Annotated in this window: 22 protein-coding genes; 5 read left to right on the top strand and 17 right to left on the bottom strand. The window is 59.0% G+C overall.

Annotated features, from left to right (window positions below; translation table 11 throughout):
* Positions 1-254: 254 nt before the first annotated feature.
* A complete protein-coding gene (locus L0Z65_RS06495) occupies positions 255-1043 on the bottom strand; it encodes an enoyl-CoA hydratase (RefSeq protein WP_405111789.1) in 789 nt (262 codons plus the stop codon).
* 128 nt (positions 1044-1171) lie between these two features.
* On the opposite strand from L0Z65_RS06495, the gene L0Z65_RS06490 reads away from it, so the two are divergent.
* A complete protein-coding gene (locus L0Z65_RS06490; RefSeq protein WP_040168952.1) occupies positions 1172-1594 on the top strand; it encodes a PaaI family thioesterase in 423 nt (140 codons plus the stop codon).
* An 18-nt stretch (positions 1595-1612) separates the two neighbouring features.
* Here L0Z65_RS06490 and asd read toward each other — a convergent pair whose 3' ends face one another.
* The 5 genes from asd to L0Z65_RS06465 form a co-directional block, all read right to left on the bottom strand.
* Positions 1613-2503, bottom strand: a complete 891-nt coding sequence (gene asd / locus L0Z65_RS06485) for an archaetidylserine decarboxylase (RefSeq protein ID WP_405111785.1) — start codon at positions 2501-2503, stop codon at positions 1613-1615.
* Between the two features lie 97 nt (positions 2504-2600).
* Complete coding sequence (locus L0Z65_RS06480) at positions 2601-2837, bottom strand: hypothetical protein (protein WP_102897045.1); 237 nt, start codon at positions 2835-2837, stop codon at positions 2601-2603.
* Between the two features lie 104 nt (positions 2838-2941).
* Positions 2942-3796 (bottom strand): polyamine aminopropyltransferase, encoded by an 855-nt coding sequence (gene speE, locus L0Z65_RS06475; protein ID WP_102897044.1) that lies wholly within the window; start codon positions 3794-3796, stop codon positions 2942-2944.
* Positions 3793-4314, bottom strand: a complete 522-nt coding sequence (speD, locus tag L0Z65_RS06470; RefSeq protein ID WP_405111781.1) for an adenosylmethionine decarboxylase — start codon at positions 4312-4314, stop codon at positions 3793-3795. The genes speE and speD overlap by 4 nt, the downstream gene beginning before the upstream one ends.
* Before the next feature lie 212 nt (positions 4315-4526).
* Positions 4527-4760: a DUF1127 domain-containing protein gene (locus L0Z65_RS06465; protein ID WP_040178391.1), complete on the bottom strand. Its 234-nt coding sequence runs from the start codon at positions 4758-4760 to the stop codon at positions 4527-4529.
* A 91-nt stretch (positions 4761-4851) separates the two neighbouring features.
* Here L0Z65_RS06465 and L0Z65_RS06460 point away from each other — a divergent pair, with 91 nt between their 5' ends.
* Complete coding sequence (locus L0Z65_RS06460) at positions 4852-6267, top strand: PLP-dependent aminotransferase family protein (RefSeq protein ID WP_405111778.1); 1416 nt, start codon at positions 4852-4854, stop codon at positions 6265-6267.
* A gap of 94 nt (positions 6268-6361) precedes the next feature.
* On the opposite strand, the gene L0Z65_RS06455 is transcribed toward L0Z65_RS06460, so the two are convergent.
* Positions 6362-6886, bottom strand: coding sequence for a hypothetical protein (locus L0Z65_RS06455; protein WP_040178394.1), 525 nt, complete (start codon positions 6884-6886; stop codon positions 6362-6364).
* Positions 6887-7183: 297 nt separating this feature from the next.
* Between L0Z65_RS06455 and rplM the strand changes: the two genes are divergently transcribed.
* Positions 7184-7642: a 50S ribosomal protein L13 gene (gene rplM / locus L0Z65_RS06450; RefSeq protein ID WP_014874569.1), complete on the top strand. Its 459-nt coding sequence runs from the start codon at positions 7184-7186 to the stop codon at positions 7640-7642.
* A gap of 5 nt (positions 7643-7647) precedes the next feature.
* Positions 7648-8133 carry a 30S ribosomal protein S9 gene (gene rpsI / locus L0Z65_RS06445; RefSeq protein ID WP_096871227.1) on the top strand — a complete coding sequence of 162 codons (486 nt, stop codon included), beginning with the start codon at positions 7648-7650 and terminating at the stop codon, positions 8131-8133.
* 111 nt (positions 8134-8244) lie between these two features.
* Here rpsI and L0Z65_RS06440 read toward each other — a convergent pair whose 3' ends face one another.
* The 9 genes from L0Z65_RS06440 to guaA all read right to left on the bottom strand — a co-directional run bounded on the left by L0Z65_RS06440 (position 8245) and on the right by guaA (position 18426).
* Positions 8245-8862: a TetR/AcrR family transcriptional regulator gene (locus L0Z65_RS06440; protein WP_040168970.1), complete on the bottom strand. Its 618-nt coding sequence runs from the start codon at positions 8860-8862 to the stop codon at positions 8245-8247.
* On the bottom strand, positions 8855-9724 hold the full coding sequence (ppk2, locus tag L0Z65_RS06435; RefSeq protein ID WP_405111772.1) for a polyphosphate kinase 2: 870 nt from the start codon (positions 9722-9724) through the stop codon (positions 8855-8857). The genes L0Z65_RS06440 and ppk2 overlap by 8 nt, the downstream gene beginning before the upstream one ends.
* A 61-nt stretch (positions 9725-9785) precedes the next feature.
* Positions 9786-10763: an alpha/beta fold hydrolase gene (locus L0Z65_RS06430; RefSeq protein WP_405111769.1), complete on the bottom strand. Its 978-nt coding sequence runs from the start codon at positions 10761-10763 to the stop codon at positions 9786-9788.
* 4 nt (positions 10764-10767) lie between these two features.
* Entirely contained in the window at positions 10768-11685 is a 918-nt protein-coding gene (gene metA / locus L0Z65_RS06425; RefSeq protein ID WP_405111766.1) for a homoserine O-succinyltransferase, read from the bottom strand.
* Positions 11686-11793: 108 nt separating this feature from the next.
* Complete coding sequence (locus L0Z65_RS06420) at positions 11794-12657, bottom strand: ATPase (protein WP_405111764.1); 864 nt, start codon at positions 12655-12657, stop codon at positions 11794-11796.
* A gap of 293 nt (positions 12658-12950) precedes the next feature.
* On the bottom strand, positions 12951-14003 hold the full coding sequence (locus tag L0Z65_RS06415; RefSeq protein WP_405111761.1) for an outer membrane protein transport protein: 1053 nt from the start codon (positions 14001-14003) through the stop codon (positions 12951-12953).
* Between the two features lie 107 nt (positions 14004-14110).
* On the bottom strand, positions 14111-15013 hold the full coding sequence (locus tag L0Z65_RS06410) for a DMT family transporter (RefSeq protein WP_405111758.1): 903 nt from the start codon (positions 15011-15013) through the stop codon (positions 14111-14113).
* A 119-nt stretch (positions 15014-15132) separates the two neighbouring features.
* Positions 15133-16713, bottom strand: coding sequence for a hypothetical protein (locus tag L0Z65_RS06405; RefSeq protein WP_405111753.1), 1581 nt, complete (start codon positions 16711-16713; stop codon positions 15133-15135).
* 144 nt (positions 16714-16857) lie between these two features.
* Positions 16858-18426: a glutamine-hydrolyzing GMP synthase gene (gene guaA, locus L0Z65_RS06400; RefSeq protein WP_405111750.1), complete on the bottom strand. Its 1569-nt coding sequence runs from the start codon at positions 18424-18426 to the stop codon at positions 16858-16860.
* Between the two features lie 239 nt (positions 18427-18665).
* Here guaA and L0Z65_RS06395 point away from each other — a divergent pair, with 239 nt between their 5' ends.
* Entirely contained in the window at positions 18666-20219 is a 1554-nt protein-coding gene (locus L0Z65_RS06395; RefSeq protein WP_405111747.1) for a trimethylamine methyltransferase family protein, read from the top strand.
* Between the two features lie 99 nt (positions 20220-20318).
* Here L0Z65_RS06395 and L0Z65_RS06390 read toward each other — a convergent pair whose 3' ends face one another.
* The gene (locus tag L0Z65_RS06390) at positions 20319-20615 is read right to left on the bottom strand and encodes a DUF6477 family protein (protein WP_096871235.1); all 297 of its coding nucleotides are present in this window, start codon (positions 20613-20615) and stop codon (positions 20319-20321) included.
* Between the last annotated feature and the right edge of the window lie 164 nt (positions 20616-20779).

The following is a 20779-nucleotide window of genomic DNA, read 5'->3' as shown; positions in this document are numbered from 1 at the left end:
CGCAATGTCGATTGGTCTACGCGGGAGGGGTATTGGGGTCGCTGGGGAACTGTCTGGCCGGGGGAGAGACCCGGTGGAGGGACGGTCCGCATCAGCGACCCTAATTGTGCCGGGGTTTGTGACCGTGTCTCACAAGCCCTGCCCAATCTTTGCCATGATCTTGCCTTGTTTGAAAGACCCGACATGGAAACAATAAATCGCCAATCGTAAACAAAGACTAAAATTTTCGACGTCTTTTAGATTTTTTGAGCGGATCAGCGATTTTTCCAGTCGGGATCGCGTTTTTCCAGAAAGGCATCAATGCCTTCGACTGTGTCACGCAGCATCAGGTTTTCGACCATCACCGCGCCGGTATGGGCATAGGCATCGGCTGTTGGCAGCTGGAGCTGGTCATAAAACGCGCGTTTGCCGATCTTAACGGCGGCGCCGAGTTTGTCGGCAACGGTTTGGGCGAGGACGTTTGTGGTCTGCTCCAGATCCTCAGGTGCGGTGACGCGGTTGATCAGGCCCAGTTCCTCTGCGCGCGCGGCGTTGATGAATTCACCCGTGGTTAGCATCTCAAACGCGTGTTTGCGCGAGATATTTCGGGTCAGCGCCACCATGGGAGTGGAACAGAACAGGCCGATATTGACGCCATTGACACCGAACCGCGTGCCCTCCGCAGCGACAGCCATATCGCAGGAGGCAACCAGCTGGCAGCCCGCTGCGGTGGCAATACCGTGCACCTGCGCGATCACCGGCTGCGGGATCTGCTGCAGGCCCAGCATGACCTTCGTGCAGCGGTCAAAGAGGTCCGCAAAATAGGCCTGCCCGCCATCTGCTGCCTGACGTCCCGCGGTCATTTCACGCAGATCATGGCCTGCACAGAAGGCTTTGCCCTGTCCGGCCAGGATCACCACGCGGGTTTCGCTGTCGTTTCGCAGGCTGTCGATCTGATCCTGCAGGGCTGCCAGCATCGCATCTGAGAGCGCATTCAGCCGCTCCGGCGCGTTCAGATGAAGCGTGGCGATGCCGTTGCTGTCGTGACGTTCCAAAATTGTCATCTTGTGTCCCTCCCCGGATTGAGGCCAACGTTAGACCATGTTGCGCAAAGGGGGGAACCGGTATTGCGCGGCAGCCCCATGCGACATCCGCTCGCAGGGAACCGGGACTATGAGGGAGAGAGCACATAATGGGATTGGCGTTTGATGCCGCAGGGCTGGGGGCGTATCTGCAAGAGGTATTTGCAGAGGTTGCCAATGATTTTGTCATCGACAGATTGGACGAGGACGGCATCACCATGCGGCTTCTGGTGGATGAACGCCACCTGCGCCCGGGCGGGACGATTTCCGGCCCGTCGATGTTCGGGCTGGCCGATGTCACGGTTTATGCGCTGGTTCTGTCGCGACTGGGGCGCAAGGCGCTGGCGGTGACCACCAACGCCTCCTTCGATTTCATGCGCAAGCCGGTGGGCGGCACGCCTTTGGTGGCGGAGGGCAAGCTGTTGAAACTGGGCCGCCAGCTTGCGGTGGGCGATGTGCTGTTGTTTTCGGAAGGGGATCCGCGACCGGTGGCGCGCTCCACTATGACCTATGCGATCCCGCCAGAACGATAGGCACCCGGGCGCTAGACGTCAGATAGCCGCGGCCAGCGGCTGGCCAACTTTCACCAGCGTCTCGCGGCCCTTGGCGCTGTTGGTGACCAGATCGTCGCTGAACTGTACGCGGCCCGGTTCGAACACCACCACGACGGTGGAGCCGCCAAATTTGAAGTAGCCTTTTTCGTCCATCTTCTCGACAGCACCCGAGGTGCGAGTGTTGATGATGGAGCCGACGCCAAAGGCGCCCACTTCGACAAAGGCGTAGCTGCCAAAGGTGTCTGTGTCGATCAGGGTCCAGCTGCGTTTGTTCTCGCCAAAGACATCCGGCCCGGCGCCGAGTGCAATCGGGTTCACCGAATGGAGCGCGCCGGACAGATCCTTTGCGGCGCTGATCCGACCGGAGGCGGGGAAGTGATAGCGGTGATAATCCGCAGGACACAGCCGCACGATGGCCAGCGCGCCACCGATGAAACGATCCGCGATGCCGGGCAGCATGGTGCGAATGGACATCGGATACCCCTTCACGGGGACAAAGACATCCTCGGCCAGTTCAGGAAACACCAGCACGCGGCCGTCTGCGGGGCTGGCAATCACGCTGGGGGAAGGATCAAAAGGCCGCGCCTCAGGCCTCAGGTTTCGGGCGAAGAAGTCGTTGAAAGTTGCATAGCTTTCCGTTGGTTCCGTGGCTTCGCTCATGTCGATGGATAAATCCTCGATCACGGCGCTGATCTTGCCTCTGGAGAGCCGCGAGTCGAACCACGCGCCCATCAACCGACTGATCAGGGCAGAGCGGAACAGCAGTTTCTCCACCGGTTTAGCGCTGGCGTTCTGATAGGCCCAGCGGATCCATTTCTCCCCCAGCACCACCTCCTCAAAGGTTTCGCCGGTGTCGCGGTCAACAACTAGGATCGGGTCGCGCTGCATGGGGGCCTGCCAGATTTTGTTTCGCTCCCGTCGCGCGTAGCAAGAAGTGCGGTCCAGGCCAAGGGGATTAAAGCCCATCGCTACCGGGCCGTGTCCTTCAATCAATCTTATCCTGTAACCAGTGGATTTGCGTCTTTGCAGCGGCAATCGCGGCTTCGGCATCTGTAAACACCTGTTCGCCGTAATGGCCAATGCTGTACCAACCACGTCCATCCTCGGGATCTCGGCGGAACTCGTCGAAGCCATAATTTCCGTCAGGCCGTTGAAAAATATCGGTGCAGATCAACTCGCCGTCCAAGTTGATCGATTTGATAACCTTGTTGATATGAGCCATATGTCTCTCCCTGCAGAGCAGCGTCAGCTGCGCAGAGCGCGGGCTGCAAGCGCAATGTCAGCGCAAAAGAAAAAGGGGGCCGTAGCCCCCAAATGCCTGTCCCGTTAGGGGAACAGTTTTCTGACGTAGTTCGGCAAGGCAAAGGCGGCCTTGTGAACCTCGGGGTTGTAGTACCCGGTCTCGATCCCAGCCGCGGCGAAGCGCGCTTCAAGATCCTCAAGCCGCACATTGCGCGCTTTGTCCGAATGGCTGCCCCAGCCAAAGGCCATCGGTCCGCCAGCATAAGTGGGCACGGTCGCCAGATAGCAGGAGGCATCGGCAAACAGCGCCTTGAACGCGCGCAGGGTGCCGGTCAGCTCATCGCCCTGCATGAAGGGCACGCCGTTCTGCGTGACGATGATGCCATGCTCAGACAGCGACCGAGCCGCGTGGCCATAGAAGGTGTCGGTGAACAGCACTTCACCGGGGCCAATTGGATCAGTGGAATCGACGATGATCACGTCGAACTTCTCAGTGTTCTCTTTCATGAAGAGCGCACCATCATTGATCACCAGATTGAGCCGCGGGTCGTCAAAGGCGCCGTCGCTCAGCATCGGCAGGTATTCTTTCGAGAAGTCCACCACGCCTGCATCAATCTCCACCATGGTCACATGCTCGACCGAGGTGTGGCGCAGCGCCTCGCGGGCCATGCCGCCGTCTCCGCCGCCAATGATCAACACGCGCTTTGCATTGCCATGCGCCAGGATCGGCACATGGGTCAGCATCTCGTGATAGATGAAATTGTCGCCTTCGGTGGTCTGTACCACGTCATCCAGTGTCAGGATGCGGCCGAACTGGCCGTTCTGAAACACCTTTAGGCGCTGATGTTCGGTGTTGCTGTCATAGAGCATCTCATCAACGCGCAGCGATTGCGCGTAATGCGCATGCAGGCGTTCGGTGTTCCAGGTCTGATCGCTCATGCTGCGACCTCCTTGGATGGGATGCCCTTGGCGAGGCATTCCTCACCGCGCAGCAGTTCACGGACCTCAACAGTGGGCGTGTTAAAGGCCTCTTTCAGCACGTCGACCGCTTTCCATGGTTCGGCGTCGCCACACATGAAGACGTCAAAGGCGCCATAGCCGATCTCGGGCCAAGTATGGACGGAGATATGGCTCTCGGCCAGCACCGCGACACCGGACACGCCCTGCGGCGAGAATTTATGCGTGTGGATATGCAGCAGCGTGGCGCCACAGACGTCCACGCATTTGCGAAATGCGTTCTGAATGCGGGTTTCGCAATCCAGTCCGCTGCCGTTCATGACCTCGATAATGAGATGGGTTCCGGCAAACACCTTTCCATCCCGACGGATGAAATGGTCTTCGCGATCCGAATCCACAAGTGAGCTTACGATCGCAGTGGTTGCACTGCGGGCGGTATCTTCCTCTTGGGCGCCTGTCTCCAGACCGATCCCCAGTTGGAAGAGGTTGGCGTCCGTCATGACACTCCCCTTCGTTCCAGTAGATGACAATCCAGCCAGCCCTTAGCGCCCCCCCGGATAAGAGTCCGGGGTTGGGATCGGTACCGAAAGTGAAGCGGCATCTATGGTGGGGGCGGGATTCGATCAAGAGGTTTTTTGTAAAATGGATGCGGTCAGCCCATAAAAAAGGCCGGGGCAAGCCCCGGCCGTCAGGTGGTTCCGTTGCCCGGGGATCATGGGCGCCAGAACGGAAGAGTCCCTTGATGGCGTGCCTCTTCACGGGTCAGCCCAACATCTTTGAGCAGTTCCGGAGGCAATTGGCGCAATGCCTGGCGGGTGCGTTGGCGCACGGTCCATTTGGTGACCAGAACCGCAAAGGAGACTGCAACCTCCGCCAGCACCGGCAAGGCGGGGCGGCTGGAGAGATAGAGCATATCCGTCGAAGGGGGAGTTGCGTTCTGTGTCATGGCATTTTCCTATTGTATTGATACAATCCTGTGTTAATATCACAATGCTTGGGTACAATTTGTGAGGCATCATGTCCAAGGAAGGATTGTAATGGGTACAATTTGGCCGAATGAGTTGCCAACTGATCTTTCTGGCCGATCCGGTCCCAAATATCAGCGGGTCGCCGATACAATCCGAAACGCGGTCGAGGATGGCACCCTTTGTATCGGTACAAAGCTGCCGCCGGTGCGGGAGCTTGCCTACCAGCTGAAGATCACCCCGGGCACCGTGGCGCGGGCCTATTCTCTGCTGACGGATGCGGGGCTTTTGCAAGCTGAGGTGGGGCGCGGCACCTTTGTGGCGGAACCGGAAACCAAGGTTCAGGATGATGTCTGGTCGCGGCAGCTCCACCTGAAGGAAGTCAAAGACCCGGGTCATGTCAGCCTGTTCAGCCCGCGGTTGGTGGATGTGGGGCAGGTGGCGGCGATCCGGGAGGCGCTGGTCAAGATTTCGCAAGGGGACCCGTTACAGTTCCTGAATTACCCAACGAGAGATGCCTACCGCCCCCTGCGTGAGGCTGTGGTCGACTGGCTGTCGCAGGACCCGCTGGGCCCGCTGGATGAGCGTGACGTGGTGCTGACCCATGGTGGACAGAACGGCATCCTGACAGTGATGCAGGCCATTCTGAAGGGACCGCAACCGACCGTGCTAGTGGAAGATCTCTCCTATGCTGGGTTCCGGCGCGCGGCGGAACTGGTGCGCGCGCGGGTTGTGGGCGTTGCGATGGATGAGCATGGCATTCTGCCCGACTCTCTGGAGCTGGCGATCCGTAAAACCGGCGCCATGGTGCTCTGCACCAGTCCCGAGGTGCATAATCCAACCGGGCTTTATACGCCGCTGGAACGTCGCCAGCAGATCCTTGAAGTGCTGCGCCGCCATGAGGTGCAGATCATTGAGGATGACTGTTATCGCATGGGCGAAGCCCGCGCGCCAAGCTATCGCGCGCTGGCGCCGGATCTCTCTTGGCATGTTTCGTCGATTTCCAAAACTCTGACACCGTCGCTGCGGGTTGGGTTTGCGCTGGCCCCCAAGGGGCGTGGCCGGGATCTGCGGCGGATGGCGGAATACAGCTACTTCGGAATTGCGCAGCCGGTTGCCGAGCTGACGCGTATCCTGCTGTCTGATCCGCGCACCAGGAAACTGGTCGCCGATGTGCGTCGCGAAATGGACAATTACATACGGATCGCGGTCAACACTCTGGGTGGGTTTGATCTGATCTGGTCGCAGAGCGTGCCGTTTCTGTGGCTAAAACTGCCCTCGGGCTGGCGCGCTGCCGCCTTCACTCGCGCGGCGGAGGCCGAGGGCGTTCAGATCCGGTCGGCCGATGAGTTTGCCCTGCGAGATGGCCGCGCCCCTAATGCGGTGCGGATCGCGGTGAACGGCCATGTCACGCCGAAGCAGTTCGAAGACGCCATGCTGCGCCTGCGCGCCCTCTTGGACAACCCGCCAGAGCAAATCAGCGTGTGATGTTGACCAGTTCAGGGAGGGCTGTCCGGCGAAGGAGAAAGGGGCCTGAACAGTCAGGCCCCTTTATATATTATAGGATGATCGACCGGGTCGGTTATTCGACCAGGATCGACACGCCCGAGGCATGGTTGCCGATGAACGACCAGTTGTCGCGACCAGCAGCGATGCCTGCGGTAATGGCAGCAGCCAGAAGACCTGCAGCCGAGGCGCCGCCCACCACCGTGCCGTTCAGCTCAGGCTTGAGCATGGTCCGGCCGGACTGTTCGCCTGCGTTGCATTGCACATAAGCCGGTGTCGGACGACGTTTGAGCACCGGAACGTTGACTTTTGCCGGGGTGATGAATGTTGCCTTGAATTCGGTGCTTTCGACGGTGCACCTGGCGCCAACAACCTCGCGCATATTGGCGCTGCTGGGTTGACCGCCCGTCGCCTTCATCTTCTCCTTGTCCAGTACGACATGGGTGCGGAAGGTCAGTTCTTTGTAGCCCTGAATGCGCGGCGCTGTCGCACTTTGATTCTTGAGCGCCACCGTCACCGGGGGAGCGGTAACTTCGGCGTTTTGCATGCAGGCACCAAGGGCCAGCGGCAGGGCGCCAGCCAGAGCAAGTTTTCGAAACATGTTAGTGAGATCCTATAATTCGTCTTTCCGATGCAGCTTTAACGTGTGAGGCAACGGCTGAAAAGGCGTGTTAGTCTGTTCCGCGTCGGCAGTAGCGGTTTTTGATCGGTGCAGCAGCGCGTCGGGCGGTGTCAAAATTTGGGGTATTATTATACCTATTTTTTAAGTGTATGTTTTTGAACAATTAAATCTGATTTACGGGTGTTGACCTGCGCATTGGGCTGCCGTAAACCCCGTCCATCGAATTCGGGCGTGCCGCTTTGGTGTGCCCTTCACGTCAAACAGGATTGACCTGATATGAAAACCTTCTCTGCTACTCCGGCAGACATCGAGAAGAAGTGGATCATCATCGACGCCGAAGGCGTGGTGCTGGGCCGTCTTGCCTCGATCGTCGCCATGCGCCTGCGTGGTAAGCACAAGCCGTCCTTCACTCCTCACATGGATATGGGCGACAATGTCATCGTGATCAACGCTGACAAAATCCAGATGACCGGCAAGAAGCGCGAAGAGCACTTCTACTGGCACACCGGTCACCCCGGTGGCATCAAATCCCGCACCAAACAGCAAATTCTGGAAGGCGCGCACCCTGAGCGCGTGGTCTACCAGGCTGTGAAGCGCATGCTGCCCGGCAACCGCCTGTCGCGCCAGCAGATGACCAACCTGCGCATCTATGCAAGTGCCGAGCACCCGCATGAAGCCCAGTCCCCCGAGGTTCTGGATGTTAAATCCATGAACAAGAAAAACACCCGGAGCTGAGACCGATGGCTGATCAGATCAACACTCTCGAAGAGCTCGGCGCCGTTGCAGGCGTAGAAACCGTAGCCGAAGAAACCATTTCGCGCGAACCCGTTCGTGACGAGCTGGGCCGCGCCTATGCCACCGGCAAGCGGAAAGATGCGGTTGCCCGCGTCTGGATCAAGCCGGGTTCCGGCAAGGTCTCCGTCAACGGTAAAGAGCTGAACGCATATTTTGCACGCCCTGTGCTGCAGATGATCCTGCGCCAGCCGTTCCAGGTTGCCGGTGTCGAAGGCGAATTCGACGTCTACGCAACCGTCAAGGGCGGTGGCCTCTCCGGTCAGGCCGGTGCGGTCAAGCACGGCATCTCCAAGGCGCTGCAACTCTACAACCCGGCCCTGCGTGGCGCGTTGAAAGCTGCTGGCTTCCTGACCCGCGACAGCCGTGTCGTTGAGCGTAAGAAATTCGGTCGTCGCAAAGCGCGTCGTTCGTTCCAGTTCTCCAAGCGTTAATCGCTGGATCACATGGATTGGAAAAGGCCGCAGAGAAATCTGCGGCCTTTTTCGTTGTCTGGACTGTTTAGGGGCTACGTCAGTCGGGGCAGATGCCACAGGCCGTCAGTTTCAGCTATCCGGTTCAATCAGACCTAACCCGCGCAGATAGATGCCAATGCCGCTTTCCAGCAGATCCTCAGGCGGGAAGGGCGAGGCGGCACCGGGTGAGTTGCGCGCATAAAGCTCAACCACCCCATGGCTCATCGCCAAGATATGAGCGGAGAACATCGAGGCGGGCGGGCGTTTTTCGGCCGGGATGTGTTGACTCAGATCCGCTGCGGCCCGCTCCAGAATGGCACGCGCGCGGTTGGCGGCCTCGGCCAGCTCCGGGGTGCGGTTCACGGAAATGCCGCTTTCAAACATGGCGATGTAATGGCCTGGATGTTTGCGCGCAAAGGCGAGATAGGCCCGGCCTGTGGCCTCAAACGCGGCCAGGGCAGAGGGCTGATATTTGTCATAGGCGTGCTGCATCAGATCGGCGAACATGACGTAGCCCTGTCGGCCTGCCTCGGCAATCAGATCCTCTCGCCCGTCGAAATGACGGTAGACCGCAGCCGGGGTGACGCCTGCCTTCTTGGCCGCCTCCGACAGGGTAAATCCGGTCGGGCCCTTCGCCTCGATCAGGTGCAATGCGGCTTCGACCAGCGCCTGACGCAGGTTGCCGTGGTGATATCCGCGTTTAGGCATCCCAAAGATCCGGTCCGCCACAGATCGTACCATCCAGATCGCCAAGCGCCTTGGCGTCCTTGTTGGCATAATCAACCGCATGCAGCACCCGACGGATGGCGGCCAGCCGTGCACGCCGCTTGTCATCGGAGCGGACGATGGTCCATGGCGCATGATCCGAATGGCTGCGCGTCAGCGTGTCAGCGATCGCGGTGGAGTATTCCTGCCAGAGGCTCAGTCCTTTCACGTCGATCGGGCTGAGCTTCCATTGTTTCAGCGGGTCGGTTTCGCGCGACAGGAACCGGCGCAGCTGCTCGGCGCGTCCGACGTTGAGCCAGATCTTGAAAACTTGAATGCCATCCTCAACCAGCGCTTCCTCAAACCCGTTGACCTGATCGAAAAAGCGTTCGCGCTGGCCGTCGGTGCAAAAGCCAAAGACTGGCTCGACTACGCCGCGATTGTACCAGCTGCGATCAAAGAAAACGATTTCACCCGCCGACGGCAGATGGGTGATATAGCGCTGGAAATACCATTGAGTCTGTTCGCGCTCGCTGGGTTTGGACAGGGCCACAATGCGAGCACCGCGTGGGTTCAGATTTTCCCGAAACCTCTTGATGGTGCCGCCCTTGCCAGCTGCATCACGCCCCTCGAAAATGATGGCAATCCGCGCGCCGGTTGTGCGCACCCAGGATTGCATCTTCACCAGTTCGATCTGCAGGCGCTTCATCTCTTTGTCATAGTGCTTGCGGCTCATCCGCGTGTCATAGGGAAAGCCAGGATCCAGCACATCGTCCTTGTCCGAGCTTTTGAGGGCGGCGCGGATCTCATCCGGGGCTTCGGTCTGGTAAAACGCGCTGATGGCACCGTCAAAGGGCAGGGGCATTCGAAAATTCCTTCTGTCTTCTGTCCCTTATATGGGGCTTTGCAGAGAAATGTGAATCGTTTTAACGCAAATTCTCTGTCGGTGCGGCCCGCGCTGCTGCCCGGTCTACTGCTGCCACAACCGCATCGGTGGCGACCTGATGCGGCATATGGCCGATCCCGTCCAGCACAGTGAGAGTGAGCGTGGGCACATCGCGTTCCAGCTGGCGCGCGTGCAGATCCAGCCCGACGGTGGTATCCGCGCTGCCATGGACCGCTTCAATGGGCAGGCGAAGGGCACTGTAGCGGGGCGCCATCAATTTGATTTCGGCCAGAAGGTCAGCGCGCTGGCGCGCATTGGCCCGCAAGGCAGAGCGGCGCAGGGTCAGGCCGGGGCCGAAATGCTCAAAATACCCCGCGGGAACGGGTTGCGGGGCGAAGACCTCAGTCAGCGTGTCGCGAATGGTGGTCTCCGGCACATAGGCCGTCAGCAGGGGCACCGCCAGCCGCTGACCCAGCGCTGAGGAGGTCACCTTGTAAAATGTGCTGAGCGGTGTCGGCCAAGGGTGAGAGACCGCACCCACGGTGACCAGCGCAGAGAGACTGTCGGGATCATCCAGCGCCCAGGCCAGCGCAACCCCGCCGCCATAGCTCTGCCCCAAGACGATGGGACGGTCTGCCCCCAGGTCGGCCACCGCACCACGGATCAGGGCGGCTTGCTTGCTCAGGGAAGTTTGCGCGCCGCGGGTGCGGTCACTGTAGCCCAATCCGGGCCGGTCGACGATGATCACCCGGTAGCGGTCGCTGAGGGCTGGTGCGAGGCGGAAGGTCATATCGCGGATATGGCCGCTGGCGCCGTGGATCAACACCAGATCCGGCGCGCGTTCGCCTGCGGGCAGGGTGGCAGGCTGTCCCAGATCCAGCAGGTGCATCTGCTGCCCCTCGACAGTCACAAATGTGCCCTGCGGTGGGTAAGTCGACACCGCTTCCGCCTCGCGCGCGTTCGCGCGCCACAGCGTCACGCCAACGCCAAGCGCCAGAACCAGCCCGGCGGTCACCATGCCCTTAACGACCAATCTCAGCCATGTCGAAGGGGGTGGATTGGTAGATATCATTGATCCAGTTGCCATAAAGAAGATGCGCATGGCTGCGCCATCTGTTTTGCGGTTTGCGGCTGGGATCATCATCCGGGTAGTAGTTCATCGGCACGTTGATCGGCGTCCCACTGGCCACGTCGCGGTCATATTCCTGCTTCAGCGTATCACTGTCGTATTCAAAGTGATTGAAGATATAGAGCGCGCGATGGCTCGGATCCTCGATCAGGCAGGGACCGGCGTCCTGACTGCCCAGAAGGCTGCGCAGGCTGGGGTGGGCGTCAATTTCAGACTGGAGGATTTCGGTCCAGCGCGACACCGGAATAACGCAATCATCCGAAAACCCCCGTAGATAGGGCGAGGCAGGATCAAGGTTCTGATGCCGGAAACAGCCAAAGACCTTGTGATCCAGGAGATGTTTCTTCACCCCGTGGAAGTAGTTGATCATCGCCATGCCGCCCCAGCAGACGCCAAAGGTGGAGTGCACATTGGTCTGGGTCCAGTCAAAGACCTCGCACAGCTCATCCCAATAGGTGACATCCTCGAACTCAAGATGCTCAATCGGCGCACCGGTGATGATCAACCCGTCAAAGCGCTGGTCCTTGATCTCCTGAAAGGGACGGTAGAATTCGGCCATATGTTCAGCGGCAGTGTTGCGGGTCTGATGCTCTGTCATGCGGATCAGCGACAGGTCGATCTGCAAGGGCGTCGCGCCGATCAGCCGGGCAAACTGGTTCTCGGTCTGGATCTTCTTCGGCATCAGGTTCAACAGGCCGATGCGCAGCGGGCGAATGTCCTGACGGGCCGCCTGATCCGGCGACATGACCATCACGCCTTCGTTCGTGAGAACGTCATAGGCGGGGAGGTCTGAAGGGATCTTGATCGGCATATCGTGTCCTTTGGTATGTTTGCCCCGCCCATAGCGGTCGGGATCGTTCTGACCCGGAGATGATCTCCGGCGAGTGGCCTGTCTCTGGCCCCTCGTGATGTAGAAGGCCTAGCCGCGCGCCTCAAGAGCGCCCGCGATCACGTCTGTGAAATCAGCCTCGGTGCGGATGCCTGATATCTGATCGGCTGTCACCGTGACTCCCCAGTTTTCAGCCATAGCGGCATAGCGCGGCTGGCGATGGGCCAGCGCTTGCGCATAGGTCCAGCGAATGAAACTATCAGGATCCACATCGGCCTCTGATAGGGTGTTTTCCTTTAGATACTCTTGCCAAACGCGGGTGAGGAAGGCTGGTTCATAGGCCATGGGTTTCGGCGCACGGTCGAACCGGCGGATCAGCTCTTGGGTATGGGCTTCGTCGCCTTTGATCCAGACCATCAGCGTCTGCTGCGACAGCTCCTTCAGCAGCGGGTCGTTGGGGTCGCTTGCGTCGACCCATTCGCAGATGCTGCCGCCAGTGTCGCAGATGAAGTTCGGATAATCATAAAGCCGCGCAGCCCGGTCGATGAAATAGCCGGTATCACGCAGCGCATTCAGTTCAGCAGTGCGGAACTGGTCCTGACGGCGGGTATATTCCTGCATCGCCAGCCCGCCCTTGGCCGGATCACCGGGTTTGCCCAGATAGGACGCCACCGGTGTCAGGTTCTCAAAGCTGATGTTGGAGCCGATGTATATCGAGTCCGACAACAGCAGATCGCGCAGGAACGGCACTTTCATCGCCTCGGCCTTGGCATTGTCGGCGATATATTCACCCATGTATCGGGTGCCGATGCGGTAATCGATGGAATAGTGAAACCAGCTGCCCGCACCGCGCAGGATATTGCTGATATAGGTCTTGCCCAGACCGGACATGCCAAAGAACAAAACCCGCTTATGCGGCGCCTTACGCCACTCTTCGGCAGACGAATAGAGCATTTGAAATCCGGTCCTTGTTGGTTCTTTGCCTTGCTACTGACCAATGTCGCGTGGGTCAATCAGCAGCACCCGAAGGTGACCTGATCAGATGTAGCCGTGACACGAAAAACCCCCGCACCATGGGTGCGGGGGCAAAGCTGGTCCTGGCCCTGTCTTTGTTACAGCGCGGCCTGTAAGCGCACGCAGGTCTTACGCAGGATCAGAAGCTATAGCCGACTTTCAGGCCAAAGCTGACGGCATCGTTGTCTTGGAAATTTGCAACGCCCACAGCACCACCGGGGGCGGCAATTGCGTCACCCAGTTTGGTATAGCGGATGCTTAGCGGAGATCTTCATCTTGTCCTGAGTGTACTGCACGCCAAGGCGGATTGCCTCATAGCCGTGCGTGGGTGCGAGCGGTGATACGAGGTTGTCGCCATCAACATCTGCGTAGATTACCGCAAGCGAACCAGACCAGTTCTCGTTGAATTTGCGACCCACGCCAAGCGTGTAGGTGACCGAGTCATCGAGGTCAATCAGGTCTACGGTGCGACCGGCCTGACCGCTGAGGCCCGGCACAACCAGATTGGTGACGCTGTGCTCTGCCCAGCGAATGCTGCCAAACAGCAGCGTGTCTTCGGCAATGCCCGTTTGAAGGTCCAAGTTGACCGACTGCGGTGTTTTGGTCTTGGTCGATGTTCCTACCGAGACGCCGTTGGCAAAGGTTTCGTTCAGGTTGAAATCATGTTCGATTTCGGAGCTGTAGGTCAGTGCCGCGCGCAGGGCAATTTCTGGGATCTCATAGGCTACGCCCGCGACCCAGCCAAAAGCACCGTCGTTGTTAACCTTCACGTTATATTGGCTGCCGATAGAGGAGTAGGCGCCGCCCGCCAGGTTAATCGCGCCGTCAATCTCTTGGTAGCGAATGCCGCCATGAACGCTGAAGTTGTCGTTAAACTTGTAACGCACAAGTGCAGTGATTGCGTTGGAATCGGCCACTGCGGTGGTGCCGCCCAGCAGTAGTGAGCTTCCGACCGGGTAATTCACGTCGACGCCCCACGGCTGATCAAAGATCACTGCGAAGGACAGCTGCTCGTTGATGTCCCGCTTGTAGCCTGCGCCAAACATGTTGAAGCGGTCGCCGACATCGCCGGTCGCAGATTGCAAAGGGTTGCCTGCGGTGCCGAGGGTGGTGGTGGCACGGTCGTTACCGGACAGATCTACGGATGAGGTCGCCACGGAAAACTCTGCGTAGGTGCCTTCTTCGAAGATGATGCCAATCGGCTGGCCGGTCCGATCAAGACCGCTGGCCATAGCGGAGCCGGAAGCCAGCGCCAGCGCCGCTGACGTTGCAAGATAGCGTTTCATTGTTCCTCCCTGTCCAGACTTGAGCGTCTGGTTTTAACATTGGAAAACGCTAGCAAGGGGGAATTTTTCGGTCAATGTTGACGCAAAGGCAATCAACGGCAAGAAAATCAGGCAGATCCGCGGTGTTCTGAATGCGCACGCAGGCGTCCGGCCGCATCGAGAATATTGATGTAGTTGGCGCAGAAGATCACCACCGCGCCCAGCAGGATCCACAGGTTAAGCGCTTCACCATAAATCAACATTCCGGCCACAGCGATGGTGGGCAGGCGAGCGAAGTCGATGGGCACGACAACAGTGGCCGGAGCAATAGAGAGCGCCTTGGTCATGCAAAAATGCGCGGCCAACCCGGCGCAGCCGATTACCAGCAACCAAAGTGCCGTTGCGGCATTTGGGATTGCAATTACCCCGTCCCAGCCAGATATCGCCAGACCCATTGCCAGTTGCATCAGGGTGAGCCACAGCAGGATGGAGCTGATCGGCTCATGCCGGGTCAGCCGCTTGGTGAACATGATGGTGAGCGCGAAGAAGACAGCAGAGCTGGCCGCAGCGATCACGCCGAGGTTCAGGGTCTCTGGGCTTGGGCGCGCCACGATCAGGATCCCGATAAAACCAAGAGCCGCCGCCAGCACGCGCGGTTTTGTCAGAGCTTCGCCCAGCAGCAGCGGTGACAGCATCAACACCCAGAGCGGGGAGGTGAACTCCAGCGCAAAAACCTGTGCCAGCGGGATCAGGGTCACTGCAAAGAACCAGAGATTCTGACCGGTGAAATGAGCCGCGTTGCGGATGAGGTGCAGGCCCAGCCGGTCGCGCCGCACCTGTGGCCAGCTGCCCGTGGCGGTCAGAACCACGACGACGATCACCAGGCCGACAGCACTGCGGTAGGTCATGATCTCAAACGTGTCGAGGCTCAAACCCGCCTCCCGTCCGGCAATCGCCATCGAGGAGAAGGAGACAATCGCCCCGATCATCCAGATCGCAGCCGTCCCAATCGGTCGGTCGTTCAATTCCATCCCTGCCCCTCATGCGCCATTCCAACGGGCAGAAGGGGGCAGTTTTCAACTTAGGTCAAGCTATGTTCGCCGCGCGGTCCAGTCCTGCGATACTGATATGCTAGGAAATGCCGTGACAGCTATTCGGCAGCAACCTTTCCGGCCGTTGTACCCTGGCGCGGCACGGCCGGTACATCGAGCCGGTTCCCGCGTTGGATTAAGCCCTTGGCAACGTCCTCCGGATCAAAGCTAAACCGCTGAAGCAGGGTTTCTATCTCGCCCACAAGCGCCTCTGTGGTGGAGCTGGTCGTGTTTGACGCATTCATCTTGGGGGGTAAAAGCGCACGCCCCGGATAGCCGAGTGATTGCATCAGCCTTGCGGCACCGTCAGCTGTGTTGGCCTCCTCCAGTGTGGTCTCCACAAAGCGCAGCTGATGGCCGTAGAGATGTTTGTAATACGCGTATCGCGTTTCCATTTCCAATGCATACCAGATCGCAACTCCAATCTCACCCATCGGCGTCAGTTGACTGGGGTCGAGGATATTGTTGCGATAATTGGGATGCAGGTACCACTGCCAGGGGATGGTGATATTGGAGAAATCACTGCGATTGATGTAACTTGCGATCTGTTTGGCAAGGTTGCGGCGCAGGATGATGATGGTTGTACGCGGTGCAAGACCGTGGTCAACAAGAGCCTCAATGAGCCCGCATTTGCCCAACGTATGATTGCTTTCGGCGTAGGGGGCTTGAAGCTCACCCAGCTTGCCCTCCCAAAAGTCGCAGACAGGTCCGTTCATGCCGTAGGTGTTGAAGTGTCGCATATGGCTGATACTGGGCAGGCGCGTGCCATAGTCGTCGAGACCAAGGGGTTCATGCACCGATGGAATATTCATGTTCTCGCCGAGAAAACGCGCGAGCCAAGCCGTGCCGGTGCGCCCGGCAGAGAGGGTGAAGATGAAATCAGGCCGAGGAGCAGGGGAGGTAACGCTGCCTGAGGGCATGGCACCAGATGCAGAAGCAGTCGTGCGTTTGAGTGTCGCCGGATCTGGCGTTGCCACCGGACGGGCGTAGCCGAAGCGGGCAATTTCATCCGCGGCTTCTCGCTCAATCAGATCAGCGGTATCAGGATGTGCGGCAAAGACGGTTGCCGGATCGGCGCCGCTTTTGGGACGAAGCGCGCCTTTCGCACTCAGGCTTGAGAACCGCGCCCAGAGGTCGTCAATACCCAACGCGTTGACATCCTCCTCAAGATGTTCGTAGCGCAGGAAAATATCGGGGCTATTCGGGCCCTCTAGTGGCGCGATGCGACGGTTCTCGCTCAAGACGCTGCGGAAGTGCCCGACAAACTGGTCGAATGGAATATTGCGTTTATCCATCCCCTCCCAGTAGTAGCGCGAGATGATCGCATCATAGGGATCACGCCAGATTGTGATTTTGGTGTAACTCTCCCAGATATCCTGCGGAACAGCGGCGCGGATCTGCCCGGCGGTCATGTGGTTGAAAAACGCCTCGCTTCCTTCATTTCCATCCGGCCAGATTTGCGCCTTATGGTTCTGGGGGCCGGGATAGCTCAACTCCCTCCGAGTCTCCTCATCCTTAGCACTGATCGGCGTGATGATGCTGTTTGCGTCGCAATAACTGGACAGTGCGATCTCAAATGAGGTTCCGCCAACTTTCTTTGTCTTGATGAAAATAAGCTTTAGCGGATGGCAGATGATCATTCTGAAGATGCTCCCGGTTGAGGTTCACCGAAACCTCGCAAAGAGAGTTGTTCAAATCGTTAAAACATGAGCAAAAATACAGTTAAATCGGTGCTTTCTGGAAAAGAAAAACCCCGGCCGCTGGGCCGGGGTTTTGTGTGTTGTTTATTCCCACTCGATGGTGCCGGGCGGTTTCGAGGTGATGTCATAGGTGCAGCGGTTGATGCCCTTCACCTCGTTGATGATCCGCGTCGCGGTTTCACCGAGGAAGTCGTGGCTGAATGGATAGTAATCCGCCGTCATGCCATCAACAGAGGTCACCGCGCGCAGGGCGCAGGCGTAATCATAGGTGCGCCCGTCGCCCATGACACCCACGGTGCGGACCGGCAGGATTGCAACAAAGGCCTGCCAGATCTCATCATAGAGACCGTGCTTTCGGATCTGGTCGATATAGATCGCGTCCGCTTCGCGCAGGATCTCCAGCTTCTCGCGGGTGATCTCACCGGGACAGCGGATGGCAAGCCCCGGTCCGGGGAAGGGGTGGCGACCGATGAAACTCTGTGGCAGACCCAGTTCGCGGCCCAAGGCGCGGACCTCGTCCTTGAACAGCTCGCGCAGCGGCTCCACCAGCTTGAGGCCCATTTTCTCCGGTAGGCCACCGACATTGTGGTGGCTCTTGATGGTGACTGACGGGCCGCCTGAAAAGGACACCGATTCAATCACATCCGGATAAAGAGTGCCCTGTGCCAGGAACTCGGCGCCCTCAATGGTGTTGGCGTGTTTCTGGAACACGTCGATGAACAGCTTGCCGATGATCTTGCGTTTGGTTTCGGGATCCGACTGACCGTCCAACTCGCCCAGGAACAACTCCTGCTCATCCGCGTGGATCAGCTGGATATTGTAGTTGTCACGGAACATCGTGACGACCTCTTCAGCCTCATTCTTGCGCAGCAGGCCATGGTCCACAAACACGCAGGTCAGCTGATCGCCGATTGCCTTGTGAATGAGGATCGCCGCCACCGAGCTGTCGACGCCGCCGGACAGGCCGCAGATGACCTTCTTGTCACCGACCTGATCACGGATCGCCTGGATCGCCTGTTCACGGTAGGCACCCATGGTCCAGTCACCGGTGAAGCCTGCGATCTTGACGAAGTTCTCATAGAGCTTGGCACCATTCGGGGTGTGATGCACCTCCGGGTGGAATTGGACCGCGTAGAAATTGCGGCTGACATCTGCGGTGATCGCAAAGGGGGCATTGGGGGAGGTGCCGTAGACCTCAAACCCCGGTGCAATCTCACTGACGTGATCGCCGTGGCTCATCCAGACCTGTTCGCGGTCGCTGTCGTCGGTAAACCAGCCATCCAGCAGGGGCAGGCTGCTGACTGTCGGGGTCACATAGGCGCGACCAAATTCTGCGGTGCCATGGCCGGACAGCACCTTGCCGCCCAACTGGTGCATCATCACCTGCTGGCCGTAGCAAATGCCCAGGATCGGTACGCCAAGATCAAAGATCTCCTGCGGGGCGCGGGGGCTGCCGTCGCGGGTCACGCTGTCGGGGCCACCGGAGAAAATCACCGCCTTGGGCGCCATCTCGCGCACAAAGTCCATAGTGACATTCTGGTAGGGATGGATTTCGCAATAGACATTCAGCTCGCGGAGGCGGCGCGCGATCAGCTGCGTCACCTGGCTGCCAAAGTCGATGATGAGAAGGCTGTCGTGGGATGTCTCTGTCATGCACGCGCCATAGGGCAGTGGCGCAGATTTCGCAAGGGATTTTCGCGCCTCGGAGCGCGTTTGCGCTATCTGCCGCGCGCCGTCGCTGCGCCGGTGGCAAGGTGAAAATCCCGGTCGTTTTCGCGAGAAACCTGTCGGGAATGTCGCTTTTCAACTTCAATGGCCGTAATCCTGCGGCGGCCTTTTGTCTGAGCGATATAATCACAGTCGCAACGAAATGCCTGTGGTGAGGAAAAACCATGACAGAAGCAGCTCCAGCAGCACCGCGCCGCCGCGCACGTGGAGGCGGTGGTGCCGCCCGTCGCGCAGAACGTACCGGCGTCAAGATCGACACCGCAAAATACATTGAGCGGAATATCCCGAACTTTGAGGTGCTGGGCGAAGAGGCGCTGCAGGCCATCGAAGCCAACGCCGAAACCATCCTCGAAGAGGTCGGCGTCAATTTCGTGAACAACCCGGCTGCGCTGGAACGCTGGCGCGCGGCTGGCGCCTCCATCGATGGCGAGCGCGTGCGTATTCCCCGCGGTCTGGCGCGTCAGCTGTGCAAAACCGCCCCGTCCGAATTCACCCAGCATGCGCGCAACCCGGAGAAATCCGTGGTTGTTGGTGGCAAGAACATGGTGCTGGCACCGGTCTACGGCCCGCCGTTTGTGCGCGATGCCAAGGGCGGCCGCCGCTATGCGACGCTGGATGATTTTCAGAAGTTCGTGAAGCTGGGCTATATGTCGAAATGGTTGCACCATTCCGGTGGCACTGTTTGCGAGCCGACCGATGTGCCGGTGAACAAGCGTCACCTCGACATGCTGATGGCGCATATGACGCTGAGCGACAAACCCTTTATGGGGTCGGTTACGGAACCTAGCCGGGCGCGGGATTCCATCGAAATGTGCGAAATCCTGTTCGGTAAGGATTTTGTGCGCGACAACACCGTGATGACCTCGCTGATCAACATCAACTCGCCGATGACATTTGACGATGTGATGATGGGCGCGCTGGAGGTCTATGCCGCACATAATCAGGCCTGCATCATCTCGCCGTTCATCGTTGGTGGCGCGATGGCGCCGGTGTCGGTTGCCGGGACATTGGTTCAGGTTCTGGCCGAAGTTCTTGCCGGTGTCGCCTACAGCCAGTTGATCCGCCCCGGTGCGCCGGTGATCTTTGGCGCGATGGTGACCTCGATCGACATGAATTCGGGTGCGCCCACCTTTGGCACACCCGAAGCTTCCCAGATCACCTATGGTGCAGGCCAGCTGGCCCGCCGTCTGGGCCTGCCGTTCCGGTCCGCCGGTTCCTTCTGCGGCTCCAAACTGCCGGACGCGCAGGCGGCTTACGAAACGGCGAACTCGCTCAATATGGGTCTGCTGGCAGGCGTGAACTTCCAGCTGCACTCCTGTGGCTGGCTTGAGGGTGGTCTGGTTGCGGATTTTGAGAAATTCGTCATGGACGCCGATCAACTGGGCGCGCTGCATGGTCTGGCCAAAGGTGTTGTGGTTGACGACGACACGCTGGCCATGGGCGCGATCCGCGAAGTTGGTCCGGGTGGTCACTATCTGGGCTGCGAACACACGCAGGCCAACTTCAAAACCGCGTTCTGGAAATCCGATCTCCTGGACTACAAGCCGTTTGAGACCTGGGAAGAGGAAGGCGCACGCGACACCGTTGCTTTGGCCAGCAACCGGGTCGAAACCCTGCTGAACGCCTATGAGGCGCCGCCGCTGGATCCTGAGATCCTGGGTAAGCTGGAAGCTTATGTCGCAGAGAAAAAAGCCTCCATGCCTGACGCCTTCATGTAAAAGCGGCGGTTCTGTTCTGCGTAGAGACCGGTCGGCATAGCCCGGTTGGCAGACGGCGGTCCCATTGGGCCGCCGTTTTGCGTTTTCATCGCGCGTCGGTCAGGCGAGATTCAGACCGGGGCGGCGCAGCCCGTCCGCTTCGCCCATGAGGGCGATCAACACGTCAACGTGGCGGGTCAGCGAATACCCGGCATCTCCCGCTTCACGCCTGCGGTTGTGATCGCGCTCCAGATCCAAAAGTCGCATCACTGCCGCTGCGGGCTTGGGCAATGTGCCATACCCAAGCACCCGTCTCAGATCACGCCGTCGGCTATAGTCGCGTGCCCCGATCCTCGCTGTCCGCACCAACAGCCGAGGGCGGCGCAAAGCGGCCAGATGACCAAAGATATCCTGCATCGTCATGTCCTTTCCAGCTCTGTTGATAGCGCTGTTTAACACAACTAATGCGGGTGTTGCCGAAGGGGCCGGTTCGGCGAACGGTCTATTCGATATTGATTGATGAAAATTTGAAACCAATGATGTTCTGACTGAGACTATTCAGAAAAATCAGGCCAGTACGG

Source organism: Phaeobacter sp. BS52 (assembly GCF_045040595.1).
Lineage (GTDB): Bacteria > Pseudomonadota > Alphaproteobacteria > Rhodobacterales > Rhodobacteraceae > Phaeobacter > Phaeobacter piscinae.
This window is presented reverse-complemented; position numbering and strand designations above follow the sequence as displayed.

Coding starts and splice junctions, on each gene's coding strand:
- L0Z65_RS06495 (WP_405111789.1), bottom strand. CDS start 1,043: ATGACAATTTTGGAACGTCACGACAGCAACGGCATCGCCACGCTTCAT.
- L0Z65_RS06490 (WP_040168952.1), top strand. CDS start 1,172: ATGGGATTGGCGTTTGATGCCGCAGGGCTGGGGGCGTATCTGCAAGAG.
- asd (WP_405111785.1), bottom strand. CDS start 2,503: ATGCAGCGCGACCCGATCCTAGTTGTTGACCGCGACACCGGCGAAACC.
- L0Z65_RS06480 (WP_102897045.1), bottom strand. CDS start 2,837: ATGGCTCATATCAACAAGGTTATCAAATCGATCAACTTGGACGGCGAG.
- speE (WP_102897044.1), bottom strand. CDS start 3,796: ATGAGCGATCAGACCTGGAACACCGAACGCCTGCATGCGCATTACGCG.
- speD (WP_405111781.1), bottom strand. CDS start 4,314: ATGACGGACGCCAACCTCTTCCAACTGGGGATCGGTCTGGAGACAGGC.
- L0Z65_RS06465 (WP_040178391.1), bottom strand. CDS start 4,760: ATGACACAGAACGCAACTCCCCCTTCGACGGATATGCTCTATCTCTCC.
- L0Z65_RS06460 (WP_405111778.1), top strand. CDS start 4,852: ATGGGTACAATTTGGCCGAATGAGTTGCCAACTGATCTTTCTGGCCGA.
- L0Z65_RS06455 (WP_040178394.1), bottom strand. CDS start 6,886: ATGTTTCGAAAACTTGCTCTGGCTGGCGCCCTGCCGCTGGCCCTTGGT.
- rplM (WP_014874569.1), top strand. CDS start 7,184: ATGAAAACCTTCTCTGCTACTCCGGCAGACATCGAGAAGAAGTGGATC.
- rpsI (WP_096871227.1), top strand. CDS start 7,648: ATGGCTGATCAGATCAACACTCTCGAAGAGCTCGGCGCCGTTGCAGGC.
- L0Z65_RS06440 (WP_040168970.1), bottom strand. CDS start 8,862: ATGCCTAAACGCGGATATCACCACGGCAACCTGCGTCAGGCGCTGGTC.
- ppk2 (WP_405111772.1), bottom strand. CDS start 9,724: ATGCCCCTGCCCTTTGACGGTGCCATCAGCGCGTTTTACCAGACCGAA.
- L0Z65_RS06430 (WP_405111769.1), bottom strand. CDS start 10,763: ATGGTGACCGCCGGGCTGGTTCTGGCGCTTGGCGTTGGCGTGACGCTG.
- metA (WP_405111766.1), bottom strand. CDS start 11,685: ATGCCGATCAAGATCCCTTCAGACCTCCCCGCCTATGACGTTCTCACG.
- L0Z65_RS06420 (WP_405111764.1), bottom strand. CDS start 12,657: ATGCTCTATTCGTCTGCCGAAGAGTGGCGTAAGGCGCCGCATAAGCGG.
- L0Z65_RS06415 (WP_405111761.1), bottom strand. CDS start 14,003: ATGAAACGCTATCTTGCAACGTCAGCGGCGCTGGCGCTGGCTTCCGGC.
- L0Z65_RS06410 (WP_405111758.1), bottom strand. CDS start 15,013: ATGGAATTGAACGACCGACCGATTGGGACGGCTGCGATCTGGATGATC.
- L0Z65_RS06405 (WP_405111753.1), bottom strand. CDS start 16,713: ATGATCATCTGCCATCCGCTAAAGCTTATTTTCATCAAGACAAAGAAA.
- guaA (WP_405111750.1), bottom strand. CDS start 18,426: ATGACAGAGACATCCCACGACAGCCTTCTCATCATCGACTTTGGCAGC.
- L0Z65_RS06395 (WP_405111747.1), top strand. CDS start 18,666: ATGACAGAAGCAGCTCCAGCAGCACCGCGCCGCCGCGCACGTGGAGGC.
- L0Z65_RS06390 (WP_096871235.1), bottom strand. CDS start 20,615: ATGCAGGATATCTTTGGTCATCTGGCCGCTTTGCGCCGCCCTCGGCTG.